The following is a 19,743-nucleotide window of genomic DNA, read 5'->3' as shown; positions in this document are numbered from 1 at the left end:
AAAGAGCTGAACACTCAGTTCCTTGCACTTCATTTTACTCATGCTTCCAATAAGAAGTCAGATCTAAGTGAGCCGTATTTATTTTGCTGTTCTTAATCAATTCACGCTTCATTTGACCGATTGTATGGGCTTCTGTTGCGGCCCAGATCCAAGTATTTTTAGATAACAAATCCTCTGGCAGACTTGCTAAAGCTTGAAGCTGTAAAGCACCATAAGCCACCTTATTTAAACGGTCATTACGATAAAGCCAACGAATATTTGCGCAACTGTGCTGTGGTAAGGGTATTTCATTTTCAGCAGATTGCACTTCAACCCAAGCATCAATCTTCGCCGTTTTTGGTAGAATTTCTAACCAACGAACCAATGCAGGAAGGCTTGTTTCATCAGCAAAAAATACATAATTAGATGCGCCAAATGGAGGCAACTTAACAGACCTTGGCCCAAATATGCCAAGCGTTTGACCTACTTCAACTTGTTTTGCCCAAGGCCCACCAACCCCTTCATCATGCAGAACAAAATCAATATCGACTGTTAATAAATCCGCATCATAAGCACGAATAGTGTATTCACGAAAGGGTGAAAAACGCCCCCTCGCCGCGCCTTTCCAATCTGCTTGACCATTACTTAACACCTTAGGTAAACAAAGTTCATCTCTCGATTCTTCTGGAAAAAAAAGTTTTACGTGCGCTTCCGGTGCCAAAGGGTGAAACCCAAACCCTTCTAAATCGTCTCCTTGTAACTTAATTCTCCGTAATGTTTTAGATAAATCCGTTACCTCAACAACGGTTGCAACACGCTGTTTCAGCGGCACTTCAACACGTTCGTTTTTCAAAATCGACGTCATAAACCCTCATACAAAGCATCATCCACCAAACGCGGAAAATTAGAAATGACAAATATAAACGATAATGCTTATTGTTTAAAACAATAATTATTTGATCCTATTTATACTGGCTAAAATTGTTATGTATTTGGTTAAGCTTAGAAGTGTAGAGTGAATTCATAATGTCGCCAATCCGCAGCTAAATAGAATTAATAGAATAATTCTTAGAGAGAAAAGCACAGTGTCTTCTTTTCTTTACAGTTAGAAGAAAGTTTACCGCTTACTTTGATTGTATTTTGTTGTAAATACGGCAAAATGACATGATTGTTTAAAATCGTACCGTCTCAATATTTACTTTAGCAACCACCTTAAAATAGGACTTCGTAACTATTATGTTTAAGCATCTTCAAGTCGTTCCTGGCGACCCTCTTTTAGCTCTTATTGTCGCCCATCAACAAGATCCAAACCCAAAGAAAATTGATCTGGGTGTGGGAGTTTATAAAGACGATAATGGTCATACGCCTATTTTAAACAGTGTTAAAAAAGCCGAAGCTATTTTGCTTGAACAAGAAGATTCTAAAAGTTATCAAGGTGTTTATGGTGCGCTTGAATTTGAAGGTCTTATCAAGGGTCTTGTTCTTGGCGAAAACAACCCATTGATTCAATCGGGTCATGTTCGTTCTACGCAAACACCTGGCGGAACCGGTGCATTAAAAGTCGCAGCTGATTTTATTAGCGCTAACTTGAGTGGTGCGCGCCTTTGGGTAAGTGACCCAACATGGGGTAACCATAAATCTATTTTTGATTCTGCTGGTGTCGAGGTTGTTGATTACCCTTATTACGATTCTGCGACAAACGGTCTTCGTTTTGACGATATGATGGCAAAACTTGAAGCTGAAGCAAAACAGGGCGATGTCTTGTTAGTACACGCTTGCTGTCATAACCCAACAGGTATCGATCTACAACTTGATCACTGGAAAGTCCTCACTGACTTTGTCAATAAACGTGGCCTTTTACCTTTGGTTGATGCAGCTTACCAAGGCTTTGGTGATGGTTTAGACGAAGATCTGGCTGGCTTACGTCACATGGCTGCGAATGTACAAGACATGTTGATTGCCAACTCTTTCTCGAAGAACTTTGGTATCTATCGCGAGCGTTGCGGTGGTTTGAGTGTTATTGCCGCTTCTGCTGATGAAGCAAATGCGGCTTTTTCAATTATTGGACAAGCAATCCGCGCAAACTATTCAATGCCACCAGCGCACGGTGCTGCGGTTGTTTATACCATTATGAATGACCCAGAGTTGAAAGCAGAGTGGGAATTGGAAGTTACTGGAATGCGTGATCGTATTAATGGCTTGCGCCATAAACTTGTTGCAAAATTGGCAGCATCGGGCGTCAGTAAAGACTTTTCTTTCATTAAGGATCAGCGCGGTATGTTCTCTTATTCTGGTTTAACACTAGAACAAGTTCGAAAACTTCGCAGTGAATACTCTATTTATATTGCCGATACAGGTCGTATGAGTGTTGCTGGAGTGAGTGACGACAACATCGATTACCTTTGTGAGAGTATCGCAAAAGTCGTTGGTTAATACTGTACAATATATCTATTAAAAAACCGTGATCAGTTAACTGGTCACGGTTTTTTTGTGTTTCATACTGTTTAGCTTCGTATTATTTAAATAGGAACGAGAATAAGACGAGTCAATAAAAATCAGTGCAGTATTCTAGTCTCAGCACTATGGGTACCAGCTTGCATCTCAGGATGGAAATGATGCGCCAGTCGAAGTACCGATGGCTCTAAATTATCTCGCCAAAAAGAAATCTCTTCTTCAACCATACTTTGTTGTTTTTCCCAACCTAATTCAGTACCAAACAAGCGTGCTGGTGCCAAAGCTTCATCAAAGAACTCTTTATCGCCTCCGATGCCTATACCTATGAGTTTTGCACCACGAATAAATCCGACACACCATTCTTCAACAATTATTTTATATTCACCATCGACTTCTTGCTCTAGGTAGACTGGATAGAAGTCACCAAACAATAAACTATTCATGGTTTCCATGTACATAATTAGAACAAGGCTTAAAAACTCATCTTCTTGCTCAGTATTTTCCCAAACAGGCTGGTCTTCGTCTGTTCCCCAGATTGCGTTTAACCAAAGGTCTGGCTCTAGTTCTTGTATTGAACATCCTAACGCTGTTAAAAAACCATCTAGTTCCGACACGCAAAGTAGTGAGCGGTCGCATCCAAACGTTAGTAAATAGTGGTCAATCTTTTCATAAAGAATTTCTTCACTTATTACGTCATCACCGCTTTTCTCAGACATCCATTCGTTTCCATTTGATTGAGCTATACAGTCTATTTTAGTCTACCTTGGAGAAGGTATCAGTATTTTTAATCAACTATAGCCAAGTTACCATAGGTCTCTAACCAACTCTTACGATCGCCTGCACGTTTCTTCGATAATAATTTATCAAGGAGCTCATCTGTGTCTGGCTTGTCTTCCATCGTTAACTGGATCAAGCGGCGTGTATCAGGGGCCATAGTTGTTTCGCGTAGTTGAGATGGGTTCATCTCACCCAGACCTTTAAATCGCTGTACATTAGGTGTACCGCGTTTATTTTCTGAAGCAATTTTATGAAGGGTAATGTCTTTTTCTTCATCATCCAAAGCGTAATACACTTCTTTGCCAATATCGATACGATACAAAGGAGGCATGGCAACAAAAACATGTCCATTGTTTACCAAGGCTGGAAAATGCTTAACAAACAAGGCACAAATCAAAGTCGCGATGTGCAAGCCATCGGAGTCTGCATCAGCCAAAATACAAATTTTTCCGTAACGAAGACCACTAAGGTCATCATCACCTGGATCGACACCGATAGCGACAGACATATCATGAATTTCTTGAGAGCCGAGTACTTGGTTCGAATCCACTTCCCACGTATTTAAGATTTTACCTCGTAATGGTAAAATTGCTTGGAAGTCTTTTTCACGCGCTTGCTTGGCAGAGCCACCTGCCGAATCCCCTTCTACAAGAAACAACTCGCTTCGTGTGGAATCTTGACCAGAACAATCCGCCAATTTACCCGGTAATGCAGGTCCTTGAGTGATTTTTTTACGCACTACTTTTTTGCTGTCTTTTAGGCGCTTTTGAGCACTATTGATTACGATATCAGCAATTTTTTTGCCGTCTTCAACGTGTTTGTTTAGCCAAAGGCTAAAAGAATCTTTTACTGTCGCAGCAATAAAGGCGACCACTTGACGAGAAGACAAACGCTCTTTCGTTTGTCCTGAAAATTGCGGTTCTTGTATTTTAGCAGATAGAACATAACTACAACGATCCCACACATCTTCTGCGGTCAGTTTAATACCTCGTGGCAGTAAGTTATGAAAATCACAAAATTCTCGGATAGCTTCAAGCAAGCCTGTTCGCAATCCGTTAACGTGAGTTCCCCCTTGTGCTGTTGGAATCAAGTTAACATAACTTTCTGTGACCAGTTCACCACCTTCTGGTAGCCACTGTACGGCCCAATCTACACCTTGTGTTTTTTCCGTTAATCCGCCCACAAAAGGCGCTTCAGGTAATAGAACAAAACCTGTATTGGCTAAAGCAAGATAGTCTTTTAATCCGTCTTGATAGAACCATTCTTCACGGACATCTTCGCTGCCGCTTTGATCAATAAAGACAACGTGTAAACCAGAGCATAATACCGCTTTGGCTTTTAAGAGGTGTTTTAAGCGAGAAATTGAGAATTTTGGAGTATCAAAATAACTGGTGTCTGCAGTAAATTTTACTTTTGTACCTGTATTTTTCTTGCCAACAGTACCAATTTCTTTTAATTCTGAGGTTTTAAAACCATTTTCAAAACCAATGTGGTACTGAATACCATTACGTCTTACCCAGACTTCAAGTGAGGTCGACAAGGCATTTACAACTGATACACCGACACCATGCAAACCACCGGAGAATTGATAATTATCACCAGAAAATTTACCGCCAGCATGTAGCTTGGTAAGAATCAATTCTACCCCGGATACACCTTCTTCAGGGTGAATATCAACAGGCATACCCCGACCGTTATCTTCAACACTTAAAGAACCATCTTTATAAAGAATCACTTCAATACGATCGGCATGCCCTGCTAACGCTTCATCAACTGAGTTATCGATAACTTCTTGTCCAAGATGGTTAGGACGTGAAGTATCTGTGTACATTCCTGGGCGCTTTTGAACAGGTTCTAAACCACTAAGAACTTCTATCGATCCGGCGTTATATTCTTTTGCAGACATGCGTGTTTTTCTTCCAAGTTGATTGTGTAATGCAGTGTGTCTCTATTCTATTACAGTCGAGTATTTTGCTTGTTATCTATATTTAAAAAGGATCTAGAGTTTATCACTGGTTTTGCGTAGTGGGAAACTATCCAGTCAAACCAGACGCTTAGTTACTGAATTTAATAGGTAATTATCTCAGCAAAGCGAAGTATTTCTTCTTCAAATCGCTCAAATTCGATAAATCGATGATCGCCACCTTTTTCATGAGTAAGTCGTGCGACATTCGGAAAAGCCTGAAGCGCTGCTCGGTAATCTAATACCTCATCTCCTTCTTGAATCATTAACCAATATAAGTCTTTCGTAGGATCTTTTACGACAAGCTCTTGTAGTTCTATCATTTGATTCTGGGTTAGTTCGTAACTTTCTTCTGTATAAGGGTTATATTGTGTACCAATGTGCTCTTTCAATAATTCTGGCGCTTGCACTGCTGGGTTCACTAAAATCGCTTTAATTTTATATTTTTCAGCAAGGTATGTTGCGTAGAAACCACCCAAAGAGCTACCAATCAATGTAATTCCTTGTGATTTTTTTTCTTCAATAATCGCTTCTAATTGTTTAATAGCTTGCGCTGGCTGCCAAGATAAACGCGGAGAAATAATAGCGCCTGATTTATTAAAACGTTTTGCCGCTTTCATCAAAACAGTCGCTTTATGGGAAAGCTCCGAACTGTTGAAACCATGAATGTATAGTAAGGTATTCACAAGCCCCCTCGTTGTTTCAATTAAATTAACCTTAAGAAAATTGAAAAGGTAATGTTTCAGTTAATCTGTGCCCGTGTTTTAAACACAACTCTAATAAATCTGCCAACTGTTGATTCAATCGAAATTTTTCGTCCCGATGTAACATCGCATCATTCGGATAAGGATAAACGCCACTATATTGTCGGTGACCATCTGTAATTTCAGCAAGCTTAACATCATGATACAAACGAACCGTCATCGATAATGTCGTTTTGAAAAGTAATTCTTTTTTAATCTCAGGACCAAACTCTAATGTTATTTCAGATGTAAAACGGCTCTCTTTACCTAACGCTAATCTAAGGCGGCTTTCTTGATCACCTACGCTATGAATAGAAAACTGCCATGCGTCTAAGTCTTCTTGGCCTCGCATTAGTTTACCCAAACGACGGTAATTCAGCTCACCAAGCATCTGCAAACTGACCAAATCAGGAACATACTGTTTCGATGTTTTTTTCATAACATACGTCATTTTTGTAAAATATCCCCTTTAGGAAAACGGTATCTCTGATAAACAATTAACGGATCTGACGCCGGTATAAATTAAATACTCCAGCGAGCCATTAGATCAGCTCTATTAAGTGCAAACCACTGCAGTCCCATAATAGTACTAGCATTTTCCACATCATTTCTAAGTAAATCAATGGCGTCCATAGATGAGATTAAATGTAGTTTTATATCTTCATTTTCTTCATCTAAACCGTGAGTCTTTGTTACATCCACTGCACTTGAGTCAAACTCACCAACAAACATGCGTAGATATTCAACCAATCCACCTGGTGAAGGCACAAACTTAAACATGTATTCTAAACGTTTTATACTCACCCCCGCTTCTTCTAATGCTTCACGTCGCGCCACTTCTTCGTCTTCTTCTCCCTCTTCTACCATGCCAGCCACTAATTCCAATAGCCAAGGTGATTCGCTTTTTAATACTGTAGGACGAAATTGTTCAATGAGTAATACTTTATCTGCTACGGGGTCGAATAAGAATACACAAACAGCGTCATCACGCACCATCATTTCGCGCGCCATGGGGGCGCTCCAATCACCATTGAACTTCTTATGTTTCAAGGTGAGCTTACGCATTTCAAAAAAACCTTTATAAAGACATTCGTCTTTTATTATCTCAACATCTTTACGTCCATATACTGGCTTAAATTTCATATTATCTTGCCCTACGCAGTCCACTATTTTTAATTAGTGTCTGATATGATTAACACATAAAAGTGGAGAAAGATCTTCCCTACTTTCAAAAAAGCATACATATTGGAGTGTTATTTAATGGAAAATATTCGTTGTTCTTGGTGTTTAGGTTCGCCTGAATACATCCATTATCATGATACAGAATGGGGCATTCCTATTTATGACGATCAATCACTATTTGAATGTATTGTACTCGAAAGTGCTCAAGCGGGCCTAAGTTGGCTTACTATTTTACGTAAGCGCGAAGGCTATCGTTCAGCATTTCATAATTTTGACCCGACAGTAGTCGCCAAAATGACAACACAAGATGTTGACGAATTGGTTCTAGACGCTAGTATTATTCGCCACCGAGGCAAAATAGAAGCGACTATTAATAACGCCAATGCATTTCTGAAAATCATAGAAGAATTTGGTTCTTTTAGCCGATATTATTGGGCATTCAGTGATAACAAAATTATTAACAACATAGTAAATAGCGTAACAGATGTACCAGCTGTAACAGAGCTTTCTACACAATTAGCAAAAGATCTAAAAAAGAGAGGATTTAAATTCTTAGGCGGAACAACATGCTACGCTTTTATGCAAGCAACTGGCATGGTGAACGATCATATTGCTGATTGTATAGCACGTAAAAACTCTTAATTTAGCAAGATATAAACAGTTTAAGCGTATTCTTCTGACAAGGTCTTACATACATATGAGCTACACCTAAAATTTTGGCTTTCAAAAACATTTAGCCATTATAAAAATTAATTAGATGATCATTACCTTGATCAACATATTCTGATGCCTGCTGAAGCATATCAGGCATTTCATTAAGAAATTCACACCAAGGTAAAAATAGGTGATGAGCGCGAGAAACCACTTCGGCCTCATTTTCATGCTTAAATAGGAACTGTACGATAAGAAATGCAGAATAAGTAAAAGAGCCAATTAATAAATCATGAATATGACGGTGGACACTACCTTTTAAGAAATAAATTTTTCTATGATGAGACCACAAAAGATCACATACTTGCTCTCGCGTCACTATGGTTTCATCCCAACCTTGCTGAAGCATTTTGCTGATTGTTCTAAAATCATCTACAGAAATAAGCGTTTCAGCAGATTGATTTAATAGCGAAGCAGGAGGTTCAGTAAAAAACACATTTTCTAAAATATCAATCACTTTAGCGTGGTTTATCTTAGGATCCATGATTAGCACATCTTCAACATGCAGTGGAGTTACGCCTTCTATTCTTGCACCGTCAGATAAGTTATAACTTGTAAAATTACGGCGTTTATTGAGTTGTTTCGTCAAAGACTCAAGCTGTACTCTTGATGTATCCATAATACCTGTGGCATGAATTGTACCGCCAAAATTACCTTCTCGTTCGACAAGTTTAGCTTCTTGAAACGTCTGAAAACCTGTTTCTTTACCGTCTTTATAATAACCACTATGCACGGAATGATGGCTACCTTTGTCTTTAAAGCCGTTATCTACGCCCATGTAATAAACATTATTAAAGCCGAAAAGATGTACATAAGACAATGCCAAGTTAGCAACAATAGGGTTGCAATAATTCAACTGAACATATTCAGTTTCATCACCATGCGAGCGAGCCTGACTCAACATTAATGAAGTAATCGCTTCACCTGGTTTCATTCCCATACCAGAGCGTTTAAAACAGTCAAAAAAACCTGGATGCATTACATTTACAGATAAACCCCAGATTTTATCTAAATAGTCTTGATCTAAAAATGAAAACTTATCGACCGTTTGTTTAAGCCGTTCGATATCAACATGAATATCTGGCGTAACGCCCAGTTTCTTCAATGTATTAATAGTGGAGCCGCAACAAACCACAATCACCTGATCGCGCACTTCTTTAACTAGTTCAATACCTTGGTCGAGCGAAGGACCATTACCTAAAATAAAGACAGGAGTATTTACTACCCACTTAGGCAGCGCCTCTCGTCCTTGGAAGTGGGCTATTTTAGTTTTAGTCGATGATGTAAGTCCTTGGGCGATACCAATAAGGGCATCATCAAAAAAGCCCCACCCCATGATCTGGCGAGCATAATGTTTTTTAAAGTAATCTATTGCTAAATTATTTTCTTCGCTGGAATAAGAAACGTAGAGATACGTTTCTGGCGCCATGAAGTAGCCATTCTCTGCCAACTGAAGAATATAATTTTCTGTGAAATCCTCAGGATTCGTACCTAAGAAAAAATGAATAGTACGACCATCACTATTGAACGTTTCTAAAACATCTCGCCACTCGATAGCAAATAACGAATAATAAAAAAGATCTAAGTCTCGTTCATATATATAAAGGTGTTTAATAGATCGTTGGGCAAGAATGATTTCTAATTGATAACCAAATTCAAGACCAAATAAAATGGCAGACCCCACAAAATCTGGCCAACCTTCTTGCTCTTTAAGTCCTTCAGACTGGACGGTTATTTGATCTAATATTTTATTACTATAGTAAACATGACGACTAGGGTGATTATCCGTACGCTCTAAATTTAATACCGTTTTATTAGGCTTTTTAAAAGCCTGAGCTACTTTTTCAGCCGCTTTATCTTTAGGAGTATTAGTAAAAAAAGGAATATTAGCATCATCACGATAGAGGTTAAGATCACCACACTCTTCCATGTAAATATGACGTTTTTTAGGTTGATAACCTTGAAAAGATTCGGATATATGTGGCATGACCTGTGAAAAAACAGTCATGTTTCTGATGTATCGTTCAGTTAACTCTTTATCATTTTCTTTGAGACGTTTAACACCTTCTTCAAATAAGGAAGCAAACGCTTCAGCATCCTTAAGCGAGGATGTCGTTTCCTCATCACGCATTTTTTACGCCTTTGTATTTACTAACCCCTTTACGGGTTTTATTCACTAAATAAAGCTGTCGTTGCATTTCTACATGTACATCACTAATAAGCTGTGTAGCAGACTGGTGCGCAATAATAAAATTTTTTATCTTTTCATTACTTTCTATATCATTTGAAAAAGGCTTAATTGTACGAATAAAAGCATCATTTTCTTCACATAAAGTCTGAATACTTTCAATATCTTTATTCGCCACACCCTTTTGTAATGCGGCACTTAACTCTGTTAAGTGTGGCATATCAAACATCAAATGGCTCCAACAAGAGCTTCATTTCTTTCTTCGTAAGCTGTTTGTTTATCTGCTGGAGAAATTTGATCCCAAGCGCCCTTAATTTGTAAAATAAGACCTATAACTTGGTCGATAATGGAAATATCTTTACTGGCACTAGCCTCTGTAATACGGACTGTCATATATTCATATAATGATTCAAGATTATCTACTAATTCTGGATTCACATCTCTGTCTAATGCATCTCTTAATGCATTAATAATCTCAACAGCACGGGTTAAAGAAGCGGACTTTCCTTCCCAATCAGAGCGTTCAATGCAACCCTTTCCCAAAGCAAGCTTTTCAAGAGCCCCTTGCATAAGTAGTTGAATAATACGGTGAGGGTCAGCTGAAGCTAAATCGGACTTTAAAGAGTCCTTTCTATAAGCTTGAATCCCTTTACTCTTGTACATAAACAACCCCATTAACTTCTATATTTCAATTACGATAATTTACAGTCGTGATAATACTGTATTTAAATAATTGCCTTGAGCATTCATATTCGCCAAACGAGAATCTAATCCCGTGAACTTATCTCGAAGAGATTCCTCATAACGCGCCATACGGTCTTCATAGGCTTCTAATCTTAATTCTGTACTATCTATCGAGCCACTAACAGAGTCCCTTAATGAATTCGTCATTCCTGAAGAACCTGTATAGTTATCCAATAAATCTTCTAAAGACTGAGCTAAACCTTTTTCGCCAGTCATTAGAGAAACAACATCGCTATAACCCTTTTTCATAGCATTATCAAATTTAGCACTATCAAAACTCAATACACCTTTGTTATCCATCTTTACTCCAAGATCAAAAACAGAGGTGAAAACGCCAGTATCACTGCGACCAGCCATAAGCTGGCTAGACAAAGATGACTGTAAGTTACGAATCATACTATTGCCGCTTAACGCAGAGTTCTTACCTGTACTTTGTTGAAACGTGTTAAGCAGATCATTGTATGATCCAATAAATTCTTTAATAGTTTCCTGCACAGTTTTTTGATCAAAACTGACATCAACTTTTGTCGTTTTGTCCGTAACAGCCAATGCTTCAATAGATAACCCAGCTACCGCATTATCAAATGTGTTGGTTTCATTTCGAATTTGAATACCATCCACTGTGATAACAGCATCACGGGCTTGCTCACCTAGTGGTGTATATAGTCCAGCAAACATACCCTCGGTTGAAACACTGTTTAAACCTGTAGCGCTACCATTAAAAGCAGCACTTTCATTTTCTTCATCTGAAGAATCATCTTCGTCTGCTATTGTTTCTTTAACGGCTGCTTCTGCCGCTTCTTTAACATCATCTTCAGGTATTGGGCCATCATTAGCAAAATCAACATCGTCACCGGCCAAATCTAATTCATCTATTTCTTCTGACTCATCAACTGCAAGGGTATCTTCGATGGGTGTTTCTTCTTTATCATCAAGAAGTTCATCAGTTTTGTCGATTGGAGAAGAGTTGATAATTCTTAGTGTATTTCCCGCGCCTTCAATAGAAGATGTTGCCGTGAAAAATAAATTTCCGCTACCATCATCAACTAAATTAGCAGATACACCAAAATTGTCTTCTGACGTATTAATTAAGTTGCGAAGTTCGGATAAGGTGGTACCAGCAGTAACGTCTATTGAAAATTCATTGTCGCCTGCTTTGAAGATAAGAGTGTCATTTTTTTTTGTTATGACATCGTCTGCAGAGGAAAATACACCAGGTGCGGACATAACACGGCTGCCTTTTGCTATTTGATTAATATCAATAGAATAAGAGCCATTTGAAGCTGTATTGTCCGTGTTAATAGACATAACCTCTTCACCTTCTTTTTGGGCAATTTTTGCATCACGCCCAGTAAAAAGGTCTTCGTCATTCAACGATTGAACAGAGTACTTAAAATTATCTATGGCCGACCCAACTTGACCTAATGCAGATAATTCTGCTTCGTACTCATTAATTTGGGTTTGATAAAGTCTAACTTTTGCGTCTTTTTGTGCGCTCACCATTTCTTTAACAAGGGATTCGAGATCCATTCCAGATCCGATACCTAATGAGCCTATAGACATAACTTTATCTCCTAGAGTTTCTACATTACCTATTAACTAATCAAGCCTCGCTATTTACCAAAGTTCCTTTGATATCAGTAAGCTGATCCATAATAGCATCAATTCTCTCAGACATTTTAAGAAAGTCTTCCGTCGGAATTTGACGAACAACATCACCTGTAGTCTGATCTAAAACTTTTACTATATTCTGCTCTCGTTCTTCTGTCATTTCAAAGGTTAACTGAACATTTAGCTGAGACATTTTTTCATTTGCCGCCTCAATTTCACGAGGTTCAATTTTGACTGAAGAAGCAAAAGATCGAGAGTCTTTATTCTCTGAATCTGACTTAGCCGTATCGGTCATATTTTGAACAACTTTAGCATTCGCTTGACGTAATGCAGTAAATTCTTCAGCAGTTCTATGATCTGTGTTTACAGAATAGTTTATGTTTTGTTTAGAAAAATCATTTGTATTAATAGACATCCAAAATTCCCTCCGAATAAACAAAAGCTGAGACTACAAAAGTAAGCCCCAGCTCTAATTCCTGACCACTATAGTGCTTAGCCTAGTAGAGACAAAGCGGTTTGTGGACGTTGGTTTGCTTGAGACAAAATAGATGAACTTGCTTGTTGAAGAATTTGCGTACTTGTTAGTTTCGCAGTTTCTTCAGCAAAGTCAGCATCACGAACACGAGAACGTGCAGCAGATACGTTTTCAGAAATGTTACTCAAGTTACTGATAGAAGAACCAAAACGGTTTTGAATCGCACCCAAATCAGCACGTTTAGAGTCAACTGCGCTAATCATAGTATCAATAATATCAATCATGCTCTGAGCGTTAGCAACAGAAGATACTGAAGCACTTGTTACACTCACTTGAGCTGTTGCTGAACTACTTGACAGACCAGACATTGTGAAACCAGCATTACCAGCAAAATCAATTGAGTTAGACGCACCACCAGTAGTCATACTGAAACTGATTGTCTGGTTTGAATCAGCACCTACTTGGAAAATACCTTCATATTCACCTGCTAATAGTTTTTCACCACCAAAAGTCGTGATATCAGCAATACGGTTAATCTCTGTAGATAACTGTTTAATTTCTTGTTGTAGCGCAACACGGTCACTATCAGAGTTCGATCCGTTAGCAGACTGGATAGACAAAGTACGCATACGTTGCAACATACTTGTTGTTTCATCCAAAGCACCCTCTGCAGTTTGAGCTACAGAAATACCATCATTGGCGTTACGTACTGATTGGTTAAGGCCATTAACCTGAGATGTTAATCGATCCGAAATTTGAAGACCTGCAGCATCATCTCTAGCGCTATTAATACGCTGACCAGAAGACAAACGCTGGTAAGAGGTATCCAAATCATTACTAGAGTTCATCAAAGAGCGCTGTGCGTTTAAAGATGAAGTATTTGTATTTACGTAAAGAGCCATCATAGCCTCCTAAATTTTCATTAAATCCTGCAAGTAAGCAGATCGTATTAAGGTTTTCGACAAGAATTTGAAAACCTTTAGTCAATTAAGGAAAATAATTACCGACAGTCGGAAAAAACCTTCCTTTTATATGGCAAATAATTGCCTAAGTAATTGTTTTAATTAAATTTAAAACAATTAAATTTTTTTCTACTTTTTTTACTAAAAAGTGCTTATTTCCGTTAAACCAACACTTATTAAGCATAAAAAATAGAGAATACTGCTTCAAATTTGCTAAATGGTCACATTAAATAGACAAACAACTGACCGAATAAACAACCTCACCAACAAATCAAATACAGCTCTTAAATTCATATACCCCAAAAAGGCAAAACAAAGCCTTCCTCACAGCAAAAAACATCCGCTTTTTGCCTCAATTCTTTAAAAAAATGCCACGTAGCTTTAATGACAATTAAGCGCTCTAAACTAAAAAATAAACTGCAAAGCAGTCGACATAAAACAGGCCTTAAGAGTCAACAAATGCTGAGCTAAAATCATTTCCAAAATAGAAACCTATTTCCCAACACAAATTTCAACTACAAACCGACGTTTAAAACACTTAATTTCTAATCCGTAACACTTCAAGAAAAAGAAGCGCTAACCAAATTCAGTCTCTTCTTTTGAAAAATTGCATGACCTGAATACTATTAATTAGCACCTTCATCATGAGACATAACTCATTTGAGAATTTCCAAATCATAATAAGCAATCGTACATCTGCGTTTTATGGCTATTCGAAAAGCAAAAAATCAGATGCTAAAAGTCGTCCACTACAAAAAAAACAATTTTTTTGAATACATTCATCCGTCCAAATTCACCTAAGCTCAATTACTCAGCTTCAAAGTCTTTGCGTTTTTAAACCAATAAATAAACCCCAAACCATAAGCAACAACTTAAACTTGTTATATTTAGCGATGTAAAAAGCACCAAGATTCGCTCCGTATAAACAACAGACTTGTCTCAACTTATCGATTCATTCAAGTACATATATTTTTCAAACGCACTTAAGTAACCATGCATAAACTGCACTTTCGTCCAGAGCTACATACACTCTTAGCACTTTACTGTTTTGCTTATGCATCAATACTTGGCTGATCGCCCATATTTCAAACCACCTAATTTCTAAGTCACGGCATTCTTAAACCGATAAATAAATTCCAAAACATAAATAACTACGACGTCGATACTTTGTAGCTATTCAAAAAACAGAAAATAATGCCCAAGAGCCCCCTGTACAACAGGCAGCTTTTTCTAAACAGATTAATTCACTCGAATTCGTATATTTTTCGAACGTTTTTGAGTAATCACGCATAAATTAGACTTTAGTCCAAAGCCAAATATGTTATTAACGCTCTACTATTTCGCTTATCCACAAATGCGCTATTGATAATCCGCACTCCAATCACTTAATTTCTAAATCATTTATGTATTTCAGGTACCTGGCCTCTAACACTCAGTGTCTACCGATCAATAACACTTCGATAAAAAAGCACGCAAAAATACTTCGTCCTGTTATAAGTTCCATCACTACACATAATTTTCTTGAGTCGCCACAATGACTCATGTCCAACGAATAAACTCCAATCCAATACCTATACTTTGTAGTGATGTAAAAAAATAAGACGTCAAAGTTCGCTCCGTATAAACAACAGATTCTTCTAAGTACATTGATTCACCCCAATACACATATTTTTCAAATATGCCTGAGAACTCACATATGCAATGCGTTTTAGACCAAAGACAAACATGCCTTTACCGTTTTACCGTTTTACTGTTTTACTGTTTTACTGTTTTGTTTATCCATCAATACTCTGCTGATAGCATCTACTCCGAATCACTTCGCTTTCTAAATTATTTTATATTTCGACCATTTGATTTCTGATCCACGCCCCTTAATAACAAATAGCATTTCGATAGGAATGTGTTCCCAAAAACCTCTTCTAGTTTGTAAAATCTGTCACCTTAAAAATCAGTTCGAATCGTCGTCATGATCCATATCTGTCGAACAAATTCGAAACCATAAGCGATAACCCAACACCTATACACAGTAGAGACCCAAGAAAAAATATGAGGTATCAAGGTACGTCCCGTATAAACAGAAATTTTTTCTAAACGCAATAATCCATCCCAATACACATGTTCTTCGAAACAATGTAAAAAAACTCTAATACGACGCTCTTTAATCCAAAGAAAAACATACAGTTATCGTTTTTCTACTTGGGTTATCCATCAATAAGCTATTAATAATTTGTCATTCCAAATCTTTATTTCTCAATGAAAAGGATCTCGACTAAGAACATGGCCGGAAATCAAAAATTTTTCGTCAATGCATAAAAAACTACGTATTAAACTTCTGTATAGAAACTCAAGTAGTTTTGAAGTACATGTATATCGTCTGAATTCAATCGTTCAGGGCTGAGGCTTCCTCTATTCAAAAACGCCCCCCTCTTCAAACCAAGATTTTTTTTACCAGACACCTTTACATTAATGTTGTTAACAAAAAGACTAGGAGTAGCAAAAAACTGCCACTGTAATAAGATGTGGTTTTTATCCAACCTAAAGACTCGGTTCGAAAATTGAGAAAGGAACAAGAATTGAAATAAAAATACGACATTAGATAAAGCATTTTGTCTTTGCATACGAAGCTTTAAAATCGGAGCTTTTTTAGCTACAGAAAAAAAGCCACTATCAAAGTCAGTCAGAGATAAAATACGACTACTAATACTTATTACATTCATCCTATAACCCCCTTTGATATAAGCCTCGAACAAAATTTTTCTCCTAAAAAACGCCCTAAAACGGTTGAAAACCAATATTTAGGTAAAAAAATGCCGGGTGAAAAAATCCACCCGGCTGAAAAGGCACCTCTAGGAGAGAGAAGTAGCCTATATTCCGAGAAACACTCGAAGAGTTTGAATAAGCAGCTGTCTGCCACTGCTTTACATCATTCTGTTTTTAAATTAATTACCTAATAGAGACAGTGCCGTCTGTGGACGCTGATTCGCTTGCGAAAGAATAGTACTACTCGCCTGTTGCAAAATTTGCGTACTAGTCAGGTTAGCCGTCTCTTGCGCAAAATCGGCATCACGCACTCGCGCTCGAGCGGCAGATACGTTTTCAGAGATATTACTCAAGTTAGTAATAGTGGAGCTGAAACGGTTTTGTATTGCACCCAACTCAGCCCGTTTATAATCCACTGCGGCAATCATAGAGTCGATAATCGCAATCATACTCTGTGCATTAACAGCTGTTGACACGGAGGCTGTCGTTTCACTTACTTGAGATGAGGCCTGATTCGATAAACCCGACATGGTAAAGCCATTATTCGCCTGATAATCAATAGAATTATTCGCACCACCAAATTCCATAGTAAAACTGATGGTTTGGTTAGCATCCGCACCTACCTGGAAAATGCCTTGGTAAGTACCATCTAATAAATTAGCGCCACCAAATGTCGTTGTATCTGCAATACGGTTAATCTCTTGAGATAGTTGTGCCATTTCTTGTTGTAGGGCAACCCGATCTTTCGCTGAATTTGATCCGTTAGCAGACTGAATAGATAAAGTACGCATACGCTGCAACATACTTGTCGTTTCATCCAACGCACCTTCAGCTGTTTGAGCTAATGAAATACCATCATTTGCATTTCGTACTGATTGGTTCAAACCATTAATTTGCGAGGTCAAGCGGTCGGAAATTTGAAGACCTGCGGCGTCATCTGCTGCGCTGTTAATACGCTTACCAGAAGACAAACGTTGGAAGGATGTATCTAGCTCTCGACTAGAGTTATTTAGCATACGCTGAGCATTCAGCGAGGACACATTAGTATTTACGTATAAAGCCATTTTTTCTCTCCTAAGAATGTTTTTTAACGAGACAACCTTTTGATTTAATTGATTATTTGGTTTTTGTCTCTTATTAAAGTTATCGACATAAATGTGATTATCTTTAATATTTTTTTATGATTTTTTGAGATTTTAATTTTTTAATCACTCAAAAAAACGTTACTCAAAGTTATCGTACTAAGGCCAAAAAACTTTAAAAAAAAAGAGAAAAAAATGGCAAAAAAACCTAAAAAATTGATATTAATAAAATAAAGTAAAAATATTGAATGAAACGCTAAAGTTTTCAAAAAAGCCGCATCAAATAACGGGGAGAAATGAGGTTTTATTCGCTCTGAAAAAAGCAAAAAAATAAAATTAATCACACTTCAAAAATAGAATTAAGCAACTTAATTAGCAAATGAAGTAAATTAAGCAGCACCTTTGTGTAAAAATCAGAAATTAATAAGTAGATAAAGGTGAACTGGTGAACTGGTGAACTGGTGAACTGGTGAACTGGTGAACTGGTGAACTGGTGAACTGGTGAACTGGTGAACTGGTGAACTGGTGAACTGGTGAACTGGTGAACTATGAAATATGATCGATAAATTGCAACTTAAGAGTCTGTGGATTTATTTCTTTCTCAATAAAAACTTCCGATCTTAACGCTGCCGACTTATTCAACTCGATATCTGAGGCCTCTATAAAGGCTTTATTCGTTATACTATATACTTGTCTAATTAAAGACGGCTGAAAAGACTTATTAAGAGTCAATACAAAACCAACTCTACCATTAGATAAAGCAACACAAGAGCCAACAGGTATAGTTCCAATGCTTTTAAGGAAAATACTTAGAAGTTCCTTATCAAACGCTAAACCTGACTCTTTTTTGAGTTTTACACAAGCTAATATTGGCCCTATAGAAGGTTTATGTGATTGCTCAGATGTGATGGCATCATAAGCATCAACAATTGCAGCAATTTTCCCATAAACAGATATCTCTTGATCTTGCTTACCTTCTGGATAACCTGATCCATCTATTTTTTCATGATGGTCATAGAGCATTTGATACACAGCTTTAGGTATGCCTTCACATTTTTGTAAAATTTGCTCCCCAAACTGTATGTGTTTTCGAAACAAATCAAACTCGCCTGATGTCATTTTGGTCGTTTTCGTAACCATTGCCATAGGCAATCGGAACCTACCTAGATCAAATAACAAAGCACCAAGAGAAATAACCTCGACATAAGCACTCGATAATTTCATTGCTTTAGCAAAATGTATCCCAAGTACAGCCATTCCCATCGCGTGCTGCTCTAAATAAGAAGACGCATCTTTAATATGTCGAATTGCCATAAGGGAAAAATTATTACGAGTATGAGATTCAACCAAACGACGACAAAACTTCATCAACTCAACTACTTCTAATTGATCGCCGCGCTTGAATCTTTCTACTTGAACTGACAACAGCAAGTGTCCATCTTGAAATAACTTAAGCGCTGTAGCTGTTTCATCATCGAATGACGTTGGAATGAGTTTATTTTCTAAATGAGGCCTTTTAGCAATAGACGTTTTGGGAACATCTTGTTCTGTTATTACTTCTGAGGTATCAACATCGATAGCGTTTTTAACGCCTTCTCCTCCAGATTCCTTATCCATACGAGATTTATACGTAAGGATGTGCTCTCTTGTCTGCTCATTGAGCTCTTCTCTAAAATAGCGAAAAAGACTCTGATTTTTAGAATATTTACTGCGCAACTCTTTAGTGTTTAATTCGAGGTTGAGCTTTCTAAGGCTTTTTACCGATCGGCCACTCGCTATAGACATACATAATATAAGGCATCGCTCTTGCGCATCGTATAAGCGCTCTCGGCGAGTATTTAAAAGTTTATAATCATTAACATGATAAGAGTCATAAGGAAGGAAGGCAGATTCAAGAGTAGGGCGAAGGATATCAAAAGCAACCTGCCTCATAGCAATACTTACTATGCGGTCTTTTCGACCATTAAGAGCAATTAAACTCTTAACTCGCTTACTATCTAGCACTGCTTTTTTTATTTGCATAATATCGAGTATCTCGTCTAAATTGAAATACCCGACATTGATATCAGCCCCAAAACAAGATTCTATTTTAAATGCTGACATTTTTTAACC

The 19,743-nt window shown here is 37.6% G+C and carries 17 protein-coding genes; 2 read left to right on the top strand and 15 right to left on the bottom strand.

Going from position 1 to position 19,743, the window contains the following annotated elements; translation table 11 throughout:
• Positions 1-34 precede the first annotated feature (34 nt).
• Positions 35-844 carry a siderophore-interacting protein gene (locus tag IF202_RS01745; RefSeq protein ID WP_191593147.1) on the bottom strand — a complete coding sequence of 270 codons (810 nt, stop codon included), beginning with the start codon at positions 842-844 and terminating at the stop codon, positions 35-37.
• Between the two features lie 371 nt (positions 845-1,215).
• Between IF202_RS01745 and IF202_RS01740 the strand changes: the two genes are divergently transcribed.
• Positions 1,216-2,412, top strand: coding sequence for an amino acid aminotransferase (locus tag IF202_RS01740; protein ID WP_191593146.1), 1,197 nt, complete (start codon positions 1,216-1,218; stop codon positions 2,410-2,412).
• 122 nt (positions 2,413-2,534) lie between these two features.
• On the opposite strand, the gene IF202_RS01735 is transcribed toward IF202_RS01740, so the two are convergent.
• The 5 genes from IF202_RS01735 to IF202_RS01715 form a co-directional block, all read right to left on the bottom strand.
• Complete coding sequence (locus IF202_RS01735; protein ID WP_191593145.1) at positions 2,535-3,149, bottom strand: UPF0149 family protein; 615 nt, start codon at positions 3,147-3,149, stop codon at positions 2,535-2,537.
• Positions 3,150-3,217: 68 nt separating this feature from the next.
• Positions 3,218-5,116, bottom strand: a complete 1,899-nt coding sequence (parE, locus tag IF202_RS01730) for a DNA topoisomerase IV subunit B (RefSeq protein WP_191593144.1) — start codon at positions 5,114-5,116, stop codon at positions 3,218-3,220.
• 161 nt (positions 5,117-5,277) lie between these two features.
• Positions 5,278-5,859 carry a YqiA/YcfP family alpha/beta fold hydrolase gene (locus IF202_RS01725; protein WP_191593143.1) on the bottom strand — a complete coding sequence of 194 codons (582 nt, stop codon included), beginning with the start codon at positions 5,857-5,859 and terminating at the stop codon, positions 5,278-5,280.
• Positions 5,860-5,890: 31 nt separating this feature from the next.
• Positions 5,891-6,355 (bottom strand): DUF1249 domain-containing protein, encoded by a 465-nt coding sequence (locus tag IF202_RS01720; protein WP_235963157.1) that lies wholly within the window; start codon positions 6,353-6,355, stop codon positions 5,891-5,893.
• An 83-nt stretch (positions 6,356-6,438) separates the two neighbouring features.
• Positions 6,439-7,059: an NUDIX domain-containing protein gene (locus IF202_RS01715; RefSeq protein WP_191593141.1), complete on the bottom strand. Its 621-nt coding sequence runs from the start codon at positions 7,057-7,059 to the stop codon at positions 6,439-6,441.
• A gap of 117 nt (positions 7,060-7,176) precedes the next feature.
• On the opposite strand from IF202_RS01715, the gene IF202_RS01710 reads away from it, so the two are divergent.
• Entirely contained in the window at positions 7,177-7,740 is a 564-nt protein-coding gene (locus IF202_RS01710) for a DNA-3-methyladenine glycosylase I (RefSeq protein WP_191593140.1), read from the top strand.
• Positions 7,741-7,831: 91 nt separating this feature from the next.
• Here IF202_RS01710 and IF202_RS01705 read toward each other — a convergent pair whose 3' ends face one another.
• From IF202_RS01705 to IF202_RS01665, 9 genes are all read right to left on the bottom strand, one after another.
• Positions 7,832-9,940: a motility associated factor glycosyltransferase family protein gene (locus IF202_RS01705; protein WP_191593139.1), complete on the bottom strand. Its 2,109-nt coding sequence runs from the start codon at positions 9,938-9,940 to the stop codon at positions 7,832-7,834.
• Complete coding sequence (locus IF202_RS01700) at positions 9,933-10,226, bottom strand: hypothetical protein (protein WP_191593138.1); 294 nt, start codon at positions 10,224-10,226, stop codon at positions 9,933-9,935. The genes IF202_RS01705 and IF202_RS01700 overlap by 8 nt, the downstream gene beginning before the upstream one ends.
• The gene (gene fliS / locus IF202_RS01695; protein WP_191593137.1) at positions 10,226-10,660 is read right to left on the bottom strand and encodes a flagellar export chaperone FliS; all 435 of its coding nucleotides are present in this window, start codon (positions 10,658-10,660) and stop codon (positions 10,226-10,228) included. The genes IF202_RS01700 and fliS overlap by 1 nt, the downstream gene beginning before the upstream one ends.
• A 39-nt stretch (positions 10,661-10,699) precedes the next feature.
• Positions 10,700-12,304 (bottom strand): flagellar filament capping protein FliD, encoded by a 1,605-nt coding sequence (gene fliD, locus IF202_RS01690; RefSeq protein ID WP_191593136.1) that lies wholly within the window; start codon positions 12,302-12,304, stop codon positions 10,700-10,702.
• A 40-nt stretch (positions 12,305-12,344) separates the two neighbouring features.
• Positions 12,345-12,767 (bottom strand): flagellar protein FlaG, encoded by a 423-nt coding sequence (locus IF202_RS01685; protein WP_191593135.1) that lies wholly within the window; start codon positions 12,765-12,767, stop codon positions 12,345-12,347.
• 77 nt (positions 12,768-12,844) lie between these two features.
• On the bottom strand, positions 12,845-13,729 hold the full coding sequence (locus IF202_RS01680; protein WP_191593134.1) for a flagellin N-terminal helical domain-containing protein: 885 nt from the start codon (positions 13,727-13,729) through the stop codon (positions 12,845-12,847).
• A gap of 2,384 nt (positions 13,730-16,113) precedes the next feature.
• A complete protein-coding gene (locus IF202_RS01675; protein ID WP_191593133.1) occupies positions 16,114-16,539 on the bottom strand; it encodes a hypothetical protein in 426 nt (141 codons plus the stop codon).
• Positions 16,540-16,728: 189 nt separating this feature from the next.
• Positions 16,729-17,613 carry a flagellin N-terminal helical domain-containing protein gene (locus tag IF202_RS01670; protein WP_191593132.1) on the bottom strand — a complete coding sequence of 295 codons (885 nt, stop codon included), beginning with the start codon at positions 17,611-17,613 and terminating at the stop codon, positions 16,729-16,731.
• A gap of 564 nt (positions 17,614-18,177) precedes the next feature.
• On the bottom strand, positions 18,178-19,734 hold the full coding sequence (locus IF202_RS01665; RefSeq protein ID WP_191593131.1) for an HD-GYP domain-containing protein: 1,557 nt from the start codon (positions 19,732-19,734) through the stop codon (positions 18,178-18,180).
• Positions 19,735-19,743 lie beyond the last annotated feature (9 nt).

The organism is Marinomonas colpomeniae, from assembly GCF_014803385.1.
In the GTDB taxonomy this organism is placed as follows: Bacteria; Pseudomonadota; Gammaproteobacteria; order Pseudomonadales; family Marinomonadaceae; genus Marinomonas; species Marinomonas colpomeniae.
Note: the sequence above shows the minus strand (reverse complement) of the source record. Positions and strands in the feature narration are given on the sequence as shown.

Coding starts and splice junctions, on each gene's coding strand:
- IF202_RS01745 (WP_191593147.1), bottom strand. CDS start 844: ATGACGTCGATTTTGAAAAACGAACGTGTTGAAGTGCCGCTGAAACAG.
- IF202_RS01740 (WP_191593146.1), top strand. CDS start 1,216: ATGTTTAAGCATCTTCAAGTCGTTCCTGGCGACCCTCTTTTAGCTCTT.
- IF202_RS01735 (WP_191593145.1), bottom strand. CDS start 3,149: ATGTCTGAGAAAAGCGGTGATGACGTAATAAGTGAAGAAATTCTTTAT.
- parE (WP_191593144.1), bottom strand. CDS start 5,116: ATGTCTGCAAAAGAATATAACGCCGGATCGATAGAAGTTCTTAGTGGT.
- IF202_RS01720 (WP_235963157.1), bottom strand. CDS start 6,355: ATGAAAAAAACATCGAAACAGTATGTTCCTGATTTGGTCAGTTTGCAG.
- IF202_RS01715 (WP_191593141.1), bottom strand. CDS start 7,059: ATGAAATTTAAGCCAGTATATGGACGTAAAGATGTTGAGATAATAAAA.
- IF202_RS01710 (WP_191593140.1), top strand. CDS start 7,177: ATGGAAAATATTCGTTGTTCTTGGTGTTTAGGTTCGCCTGAATACATC.
- IF202_RS01705 (WP_191593139.1), bottom strand. CDS start 9,940: ATGCGTGATGAGGAAACGACATCCTCGCTTAAGGATGCTGAAGCGTTT.
- IF202_RS01700 (WP_191593138.1), bottom strand. CDS start 10,226: ATGTTTGATATGCCACACTTAACAGAGTTAAGTGCCGCATTACAAAAG.
- fliS (WP_191593137.1), bottom strand. CDS start 10,660: ATGTACAAGAGTAAAGGGATTCAAGCTTATAGAAAGGACTCTTTAAAG.
- fliD (WP_191593136.1), bottom strand. CDS start 12,304: ATGTCTATAGGCTCATTAGGTATCGGATCTGGAATGGATCTCGAATCC.
- IF202_RS01685 (WP_191593135.1), bottom strand. CDS start 12,767: ATGTCTATTAATACAAATGATTTTTCTAAACAAAACATAAACTATTCT.
- IF202_RS01680 (WP_191593134.1), bottom strand. CDS start 13,729: ATGGCTCTTTACGTAAATACAAATACTTCATCTTTAAACGCACAGCGC.
- IF202_RS01670 (WP_191593132.1), bottom strand. CDS start 17,613: ATGGCTTTATACGTAAATACTAATGTGTCCTCGCTGAATGCTCAGCGT.
- IF202_RS01665 (WP_191593131.1), bottom strand. CDS start 19,734: ATGTCAGCATTTAAAATAGAATCTTGTTTTGGGGCTGATATCAATGTC.